The sequence below is a fragment of the Streptomyces sp. NPDC005494 genome (assembly GCF_042872025.1).
GTDB lineage: Bacteria > Actinomycetota > Actinomycetes > Streptomycetales > Streptomycetaceae > Streptomyces.
Window position 1 is genome coordinate 1 of the sequence record NZ_JBIAJR010000025.1, and the last position, 9,742, is coordinate 9,742.

2 protein-coding genes are annotated in these 9,742 nt (G+C 69.3%); both read right to left on the bottom strand.

The features are described from left to right. Positions 1-3,315, bottom strand: a 3,315-nt coding sequence (locus ACFYQ6_RS34800; RefSeq protein WP_388766851.1) for a type I polyketide synthase, incomplete at its 3' end; no start/stop codon positions are given. A 435-nt stretch (positions 3,316-3,750) separates the two neighbouring features. After that, on the bottom strand, positions 3,751-9,742 hold a 5,992-nt coding region (locus tag ACFYQ6_RS34805), incomplete at its 5' end, for an SDR family NAD(P)-dependent oxidoreductase (protein WP_388766853.1).

Sequence of the window (9,742 nt, forward strand, 5' to 3'; positions counted from 1 at the left end):
GGGGTGCAGTCCGAACCGGCCCGCATCCTCATGGGCCTCGTCAGGAAGGGCGACCTCGGCGAAGATCTCCTCACCTCGCGTCCAGACAGCCTTCAGCCCCTGGAACACCGGGCCGTACCCGTACCCCTGGTCCGCCAGCCGCTCATACGCGCCGGCCACAGGCACCGACACCGCACCCGCCGGCGGCCACGCCACCAGATCGAAATCGGGTGCGGGCGCCTGCGGCAGAAGGGCTCCCTCAGCGTGCAGTGTCCACGGGATCTCCCGGTCGCCCTCCACACGGGAGTGCACACGCACGGCACGGGCACCGTCGTGCGCGGCCACCCCGACCACGACCTGGACCTGCAACGCCTCGGTGTCGGGGAGGGTCAAGGGCGCCTGAAGGGTCAGCTCCTCCAGCAGCCCGCACCCGACCTCCTCACCCGCACGCAGGGCCAGCTCAACCAGGCCCGTCCCCGGCACCAGCACACTCCCCAGCACGCTGTGATCAGCAAGCCAGGGCTGGGTGGCGAGAGAGAGCCGGCCGGTGAAGACCACTCCCCCATCGGGCAGACCGACAGCCGCACCCAGGACAGGGTGGTCAGCCGTCACCAGGCCCAGCGACTCCGGATCGCCCCCGGAGACCGCGGGGAACGACCAGTAGTTCTGGCGCTGGAAGGCGTAGGTGGGCAGGTCGACGCGGCGCGCGCCGGTGGACGCGTAGAACGCGGCCCAGTCCGGGACACGGCCCACCGTGTGCAGCCGCGCGAGCGCCGTGACCAGCGCCTCGGGCTCACTCTGGTTACGACGCAGACCCGGCACGAACACCGCATCCTCGTCCGCGGCATCGGCGAGGGCGTTCTGTGCCATCGCGGTGAGTACGGCGTCAGGGCCGACCTCCAGGAACACGCTCACCCCGGCGGCCGAGAGCGCACGCACTCCGTCCCCGAAGCGCACGGCCTCACGGACGTGGCGCACCCAGTACTCGGGGGTGCGCAGGTCGTCGGTGGTTGCCAGCTCGCCGGTGACGTTGGAGACCACCGGGATGCGCGGTTCCTGGAACGTCACGCTCTCGGCGACGGTACGGAACTCATCGAGCATCGGCTCCATCAAGGGCGAGTGGAACGCGTGCGAGACCCGCAGCCGGCTCGTCTTGCGACCCTCCGCCTCGAAACGGGCCGCGACCGCCAGGACGTCATCCTCAGCACCGGAGATGACGACCGCTTCCGGACCGTTCACCGCAGCGATGCTCACCGCGTCCGACGTCAGATACGGAAGGACCTCGTCCTCCGACGCACGGATGGCGACCATCGCCCCACCCTCCGGCAGGGCCTGCATCAACCGCGCACGCGCAGCCACCAACCGCGCCGCATCCGCCAGAGACAGCACACCCGACACGTGCGCGGCCGTCAGCTCACCCACCGAATGTCCGGCCAGGAAGTCAGGGCGCACACCCCACGACTCCAGCAACCGGAACAGGGCTGTCTCGAACGCGAACAACGCAGGCTGCGTGAACTCCGTCCGCTCCAGAACCCCCGCATCCTCACCCCACACCACATCCCGCAACGACCCCGACAGATGGCCGTCCAGCTCCGCCACCACCGCATCAAAAGCCTCGGCAAACACCGGGAAGGAAACATGAAGCTCACGCCCCATCCCCACCCGCTGCGCACCCTGCCCCGTGAACAGGAACGCCGTCCTACCCGCGCGCACAGCACCCACGGCCACACCACTCGTGCCACCCGCCGCGAGCGTCCGCAGCCCCTCGACCAGCTGCTCCCGCGTCCCGCCCACCACCGCAGCCCGATGCTCGAACACCGCACGCGACGTCACCAACGAGAAACCGACATCAACCGGCCGAACCTCGGACCCCACCACTCGCTCCAGCAGACGCGCGGCCTGATCACGCAACGCCTCCGGACTACGACCCGACACCACCCACGGCACCACCGGACCGTCCACCACCGGCCCACCAACAGCGGCCGACGGCTCCTCCACCACCTGCTCCAGCACCACATGCGCGTTCGTACCGCTGATCCCGAACGACGACACAGCCGCCCGGCGCGGACCATCCGTCACAGGCCAGTCCCTGGCTTCCGTCAGCAACTCCACCGCACCCGCCGACCAATCCACCTGGTCCGACGGACGATCCACATGCAACGTCTTCGGCAACACACCATGCCGCATCGCATGAACAACCTTGATGATCCCCGCCACACCCGCCGCAGCCTGCGTATGACCCATGTTCGACTTCACCGAACCCAGCCACAACGGCCGGCCCTCAGGCCGATCCTGGCCGTACGTCGCCAGCAACGCCTGCGCCTCGATCGGATCACCCAACGTCGTACCCGTACCGTGCGCCTCCACCAGATCCACGTCTCTGGTGGTCAGGCGGGCGTTCCGTAGGGCTTCCTGGATGACGCGGCGCTGCGAGGGTCCGTTCGGGGCCGTGAGCGCGCTGCTCGCGCCGTCCTGGTTGACTGCTGAGCCGCGTACGACCGCGAGCACCGGGTGACCGTGGCGGCGGGCGTCCGACAGCCGCTCCACCACCAGGACGCCGACGCCCTCGCCCCAGCCCGTGCCGTCGGCCGCCGCCGCGAACGACTTGCACCGGCCGTCCGCAGCCAGCCCACGCTGCCGGCTGAACTCCACGAACGTCTCCGGCGTCGCCATCACCGTCACGCCACCCACCAACGCCAGCGAACTGTCCCCCGACCGCAGAGACTGCACCGCCGAATGCAACGCCACCAACGACGACGAACACGCCGTGTCCATCGTCACCGCCGGCCCCTCGAGACCCAGCGTGTACGCCACCCGCCCGGACACGAGGGAGCCTGTTGCGCCGACGTCCGTGTAGTCGTGGTACATCACACCCGCGAACACACCCGTTCGCGATCCCGCCAGCGTCGACGGAACGATGCCCGCCCGCTCGATGGCCTCCCACGACACCTCCAGCAGCAGCCGCTGCTGCGCGTCCATGTCGTGAGCTTCCCGGGGGCTGATCCCGAAGAAGGCCGGGTCGAAGCCGGCGGCCCCGTGCAGGAATCCGCCGTCCTTCGTGTAGGTCTTCCCAGGCTTGCCCTGCTCGGGGTCGTACAGACGATCGGTGTCCCAGCCGCGGTCCTGGGGGAATGCGGATACCACGTCCCGGCCTTCCGCAGCCATTTGCCACAGGTCCTCGGGGGATTCCACACCCCCCGGATAGCGGCAGGCCATCCCCACGATGGCGATCGGCTCGGTGTCGTGCTGTTCCTTGTCCGTGAGGCGCTTTCGGACGTCCCGTAGCTCAGCAGTCGTTCGCTTGAGATAGTCGAGAAGTTTCTCCTCGCTGCTCACCAGTCACCCCACTGAATTGGTCCACGACCGAAAGAGTTCACGTTGGCTCAGAAATTTCGAATGCCGGGAAATGCAGTGAGCACCGCCAGGGAAAGCATCCGGTCATAAGAGCCGATTCACCGATAGCGACGGTACTGAGTGCGCCGAGGGGCGGCCAACCCCTAGCCGCCCCTAGGGGCACGGCCCGCAATCCCACCGGGGCAGGACATGGAATGGCGCACCACCGTGCACCGCCACGTCAGGTCCGGGGGCTCGGCGGGGGGCACCGAGCGGCCGGGGACGTGTGCCGCCTGAGCTGGAAGGCGATTCGGTACACGGTGGCGCGCAGCCGCCTTCGGTACGGGGGGAGGCACCGAAGGGGTTGAGGGGCGGCCCAGGGCAAGGGGTGCGCTGGGCCGCAGGTAATCCCGGAAGAGCTGAAGCCGGAGAAAAGCCTCAGTTCCGGGCGTCGAGTTCGGAATCGAGAATTCCGAAGAGCTCGTCGGCGGTCACCGAGTCGAGGTCGACCCCGGCGTCCTCCGGTGCGGTGCCGTCCACGGAATTACCCGACCAGCCGGCGGCGATATCGCGCAGCAGATCGGCGATGCGGGCGCGGCCGTTCTCGTCCGCGGTCACCCCTGCCATCATCGACTCCAGTTTGCGGAGTTCGGCCTCCAGGAGGTCGGTGCCGTTCTCCGGGTCTCCGCCGAAGAGTTCCTCGAGCATATAGCCGACCACGGCGGAGACCGACGGATAGTCGAAGACGAAGGTCGCCGGCAGACGGCGACCGAGCAGAACCCCGATTCCGTTGCGAAGTTCCAGCGCCATCAACGAATCGATTCCGGCGTCCATGAATCCCCGGTTGACGTCGACCGCATCGGAACGTTCATGGCCCAGGACCTTGGCCACCTGCGATCGCACGAGGGCGATCAGCTCCTGACGTCGTTCCTCCGCATCCGCACCGGCGAGCCGACGGCGCAGCTCGTCCCCCGAACCCTCCTTCCGCGCCGAGGCGGCTTCGGCACGCCTGGGCGGAGTGCCCACCAGGCGGTGGAACACGTTCGACAGCGTGTCCCGGCGACGTCGTAGCTCCGGCAGGTCGAGGCGGGCCGCCACGACCTGCGGCGCACCGGAGGACACAGCCGCGTCGAGCAGGGCCAGCCCGGCCTCGGTGGGCAGCGCGGCGACTCCCAGGCGGGAGGTGTCGTCGGCGGCGAGATGGCCGGTCATTCCGCTGTCCTGTTCCCACAGCCCCCATGCAAGGGACTGCGCAGGCATGCCCTGCGCCCGCCGGTGGGCGGCCAGGCCGTCCAGGAAGGCGTTGGCCGCCGCGTAGTTGGCCTGCCCGAGGTTGCCGAGAGCGCCCGCCACGGAGGAGAACATGACGAACGCCGACAGGTCCAGGCCGGCGGTCAGCTCGTGCAGGTGCCAGGCCGCATCGGCCTTGGGCGCGAACACCCGGGAGAGACGTTCCGGCGTCAGGCCGGTGAGGACACCGTCGTCCAGTACACCTGCCGCGTGCACCACTGCGGTCAGCGGCTGCTCGGCGTCGAATGCCTTGAGCAGGGCGGCCAGCGCCTCACGATCGGAGACGTCGCAGGCTGCAAGGGTCACCCGGGCGCCCGCGGCCTCGAGCTCCGCGGCCAGTTCCGCCGCGCCGGGGGCGTCAGCACCCCGGCGACTGACGAGCGCCAGGTGCCGCACCTGATGTACGGCCACGAGGTGGCGGGCCACCACCGCTCCGAGACCCCCGGTACCGCCGGTGACAAGCACCGTGCCTGCCCCGAACGGCATCCGGCCGCCGTCGGCGTCAGTTTCGGCGTCACCGGGGACCACAGTCTCGGAGACCGTACGGACCAGTCGGGGCACGCGTATCCGGCCGCCCCGCAGGGCTACCTCGGACTCTCCCGAAGCGATGGCGAACTGCACCACGCCCGGCAGCGCTTCGGCCGGTGCGGAGGAACCGGAACCGTCCTCGGGGCCTTCCAGATCGACCAGGACGATACGGCCCGGATTCTCCGCCTGGGCGGCGCGGACCAGCCCCCAGACCGCGGAGGCGGCCAGGTCCGTCACCTGCTCGCCTTGTACGGAAATCGCACCTCGTGTGGCGATCACCAGCTGCGCGTCGGCAAGCCTCTCCTCTGTCAACCACCGCTGCAGCACCTCCAGCACGGTGGCCGTGACCTCGTGCGTCGCAGCCGGAACAGCATGCATACGGTCACCCTCCCCCACAGAGGTCGCCGGGCAGGTGAACACCAGGATCTCAGGGGCGTCCGCATCCGCCAGAACAGCAGGGTCGACCACATCGGCCCAAGGCGTCAGGGTCGCGGCAGCTGCCGGCACCGCGAATTCCGCCGTCCAGTCCAGGCAGTGCAGCGGATCGGCGACACCTGGGTCCGTCGCACGCAGCTGATCGGGATCGACAGCCCTGGCGGCCAGGGACTGGACCGAAAGGACCGGCCCGCCTTCGCCGTCCGCCACTTCGATCAAGGACACGCTGCCCTGCTGCACCAACCGCACGCGCAGGTCGGCGGCTCCCACGGCGTGCAGCGCCACACCGCTCCAGGCGAAGGGCAGCATCGTCTTCCCGTCCTGCTGCCCGGTGTCCTCGTCGTCGTTGCTCTCACTCGAACCGGTGAGCAGTACAGCGTGGAGGGCGGCGTCGAGAAGGGCGGGGTGAAACCCGAAACGGGCGGCATCCGCGCGGGCCTCCTCGGGAAGAGCCACCTCGGCGAAGGTCTCCTCACCGCGCGTCCAGACGGCCCGGAGCCCCTGGAAGACCGAGCCGTACCCGTACCCCTGCTCCGCCAGCCGCTCATACGCACCGTCGACGGATACGGGCTCGGCGTCCTGCGGAGGCCACACCGTGAGGTCAAAACCGGGTGTGGGCGCCTGCGGCAGCAGGATTCCTTCCGCATGCTGGGTCCATGGGGCGTCCCGGTCGTCCTCCACGCGGGAGTGCACTCGCACCGTACGCGCACCGTCCTCCGCAGCAGCGCCCACCGCGACCTGGACCTGCAACCCGCCGGAGTCCGGCATCACCAGCGGTGACTGAAGCGTCAGCTCGTCCAGCAGCCCGCATTCGACCTCCTCACCCGCACGCAGGGCCAGTTCCACCAGGCCCGTCCCCGGCACCAGCACACTGCCCAGGATGTTGTGATCGGCAAGCCAGGCATGGGAGGTCAGGGAGAGCCGCCCGGTGAAGACCGCTCCCCCGTCAGGCAGTACGACAGCAGCACCCAGCAGCGGATGTCCCGCCGACCCCAGCCCCAGCGACTCGGGGTCGCCTCCTGCACGGGTCGGGAGCGACCAGTAGTGCTGGCGCTGGAAGGCGTAGGTCGGCAGGTCGATACGGCGGGCTCCGGTAGGCGCGTAGAACGCTGCCCAGTCCGGGACATGACCCACGGTGTGCAGCCGCGCGAGCGCCGTGACCAGCGCCTCGGGCTCACTCTGGTTGCGACGCAGGCCGGGCACGAACACCGCGTCGGACGCCGAATTCTGCGCCATCGCGGTGAGGACGGCGTCGGGGCCGACCTCCAGGAACACGGACACCCCGGCCGCCGACAGCGCACGCACTCCGTCCCCGAAGCGCACGGCCTCACGGACGTGGCGCACCCAGTACTCGGGGGTGCGCAGGTCGTCGGTGGTTGCCAGCTCGCCGGTGACGTTGGAGACCACCGGGATACGCGGTTCCTGGAACGTCACGCTCTGCGCGACGGTACGGAACTCATCGAGCATCGGCTCCATCAAGGGCGAGTGGAACGCGTGCGAAACCCGCAGACGGCTCGTCTTACGACCCTCCGCCTCGAAACGGGCCGCAACCTCCAGGACCTCGTCCTCGGCACCGGAGATGACCACCGCTTCCGGACCGTTCACCGCAGCGATGCTCACCGCGTCCGACGTCAGATACGGAAGGACCTCGTCCTCCGACGCCCGCACAGCGACCATCGCCCCACCAGCCGGCAACGCCTGCATCAACCGCGCCCGCGCAGCCACCAGCCGCGCCGCATCCGCCAGAGACAGCACACCCGCCACGTGCGCGGCCGTCAGCTCACCCACCGAATGCCCGGCCAGGAAGTCCGGGCGCACACCCCACGACTCCAGCAACCGGAACAACGCCGTCTCGAACGCGAAAAGGGCCGGCTGCGTGAACTCCGTCCGCTCCAGAACCCCCGCATCCTCACCCCACACCACATCCCGCAACGACCCCGACAGATGACCGTCCAGCTCCGCCACCACCGCATCAAAAGCCGCAGCAAACACCGGGAACGCGCCGTACAGCTCACGCCCCATCCCCACCCGCTGCGCACCCTGACCCGTGAAGAGAACAGCCAGGGCCCTGGCAGAACGTGAAGTCCCCCGCACCACACCGGGACCTTCCCGTCCTTCCGCCAACACGCCCAGAGCCGCGATCAGTTCCTCGCGGTCACGGCCGACCACCACGGCACGCTGATCCAGCACAGCACGCGAGGTCGCAAGCGAGAAACCCACGTCCGCCAGAGATATGTCGGTGCCGGCAACCCGGTCCCGCAGACGCCCCGCCTGCGCCTCCAACGCCTCCGGCCCCGTGGCCGAGAGCGCCCAGGCATGCAGGGAGGCCTCATCGGATCGCTCGTCCAGGGCCGGTTCCTCCGCCGGCGCCTGCTCGATGATCACGTGCGCGTTCGTACCGCTGATCCCGAACGACGACACAGCAGCCCGCCGCGGACCATCCGTCACAGGCCAGTCCCGGGCTTCCGTCAGCAGCTCCACCGCGCCCGCCGACCAATCCACCTGATCCGACGGACGATCCACATGCAACGTCTTCGGCAACACACCATGCCGCATCGCATGAACAACCTTGATGATCCCCGCCACACCAGCCGCAGCCTGCGTATGACCCATGTTCGACTTCACCGAACCCAGCCACAACGGCCGACCCTCAGGCCGATCCTGGCCGTACGTCGCCAGCAACGCCTGCGCCTCGATCGGATCACCCAACGTCGTACCCGTACCGTGCGCCTCCACCAAATCCACATCAGCACCGGTCAGACCCGCATTCGCCAGCGCCTGCCGAATGACGCGTACCTGCGACGGACCATTCGGCGCCGTCAGACCATTACTCGCACCATCCTGATTCAGCGCCGAACCCCGCACCACCGCAACCACCGGATGCCCCAGACGCCGCGCATCCGACAGCCGCTCCACCAGCAGCATCCCCGCACCCTCACCCCACGCCGTCCCATCCGCACCAGCAGCGAACGACTTCGCACGCCCATCCGCAGCCAACCCACGCTGACGACTGAACTCCACAAACGTCTCCGGAGTCGCCATCACCGCAACCCCACCCACCAACGCCAGATCACAATCCCCCGACCGCAGAGACTGCACCGCCGAATGCAACGCCACCAACGACGACGAACACGCCGTATCCACCGTCACCGCCGACCCCTCAAGACCCAGCGTGTAGGCAATGCGGCCGGAGACGAGGCTGCCTTCGTTGGCGCCTGCCGCGTAGTCGTGGTACATCACGCCCGCGTACACGCTCGTCCGTGAACCCGCGAGCGTCGACGGAACGATGCCCGCCCGTTCGATGGCCTCCCACGAGACCTCCAGCAACAGCCGCTGCTGGGGGTCCATCTCGTACGCCTCCCGGGGGCTGATTCCGAAGAAGTCGGCGTCGAACCGGGCCGCGTCGTGCAGGAATCCGCCCATGCGCGTGTACGACTTCCCCGCCGTACCCGGTTCGGGATCGTACAGCCGTCCGGTGTCCCAGCCGCGGTCCTCCGGAAACGACGAGACCGCGTCGCGGCCCTCGGCCACCACGTCCCACAGGCCTTCGGGCGACTCCGCACCGCCGGGGTAGCGGCAGGCCATTCCCACGATCACGATCGGATCGTCATCGGCGATCGCCTGGCGCACGACGACGTCACCCGCCGCCTGCGAGGCCCCGCTCTCCGACAACTCGGCGTCGAGGTACGTGGCGACGGCCCGCGCACTCGGATAGTCGAACACCAGCGTCGCAGGCAACCGCAGGCCCGTCGCGCCGTTGAGGCGGTTGCGGAGCTCGACCGAGGTGAGGGAGTCGAAGCCCAGCTCCTTGAAGGCGCGGTCGGCCTCGATGGCGTGGGCCGTGGCATGGCCCAGCACGCCGGCGACCTGCTCCCGCACCACGTCCAGGAGCAACCGCTCCCGCTCCTCCGGACCGAGGCCGGACAGCCGGGCCGTCAAGGCACCCGACGAGGTGCTGGTGCCGGAGCGCACCACCTTGCGCGCGGCGGGCACCATGTGGCGGAGGAGGTACGGGACCGTGGCCGGCTGGGACCGCAACGCCACCAGATCCAACGGCAACGGCACCACCACCGCCCCACCCACACCCGCATCCGAGCCCGCACTCATCGCAGCGTCGAACAACTCCAAACCCTCGACCGCACCCAGCGCCGGGAAACCCTGCCGAGCCAACCGCTCC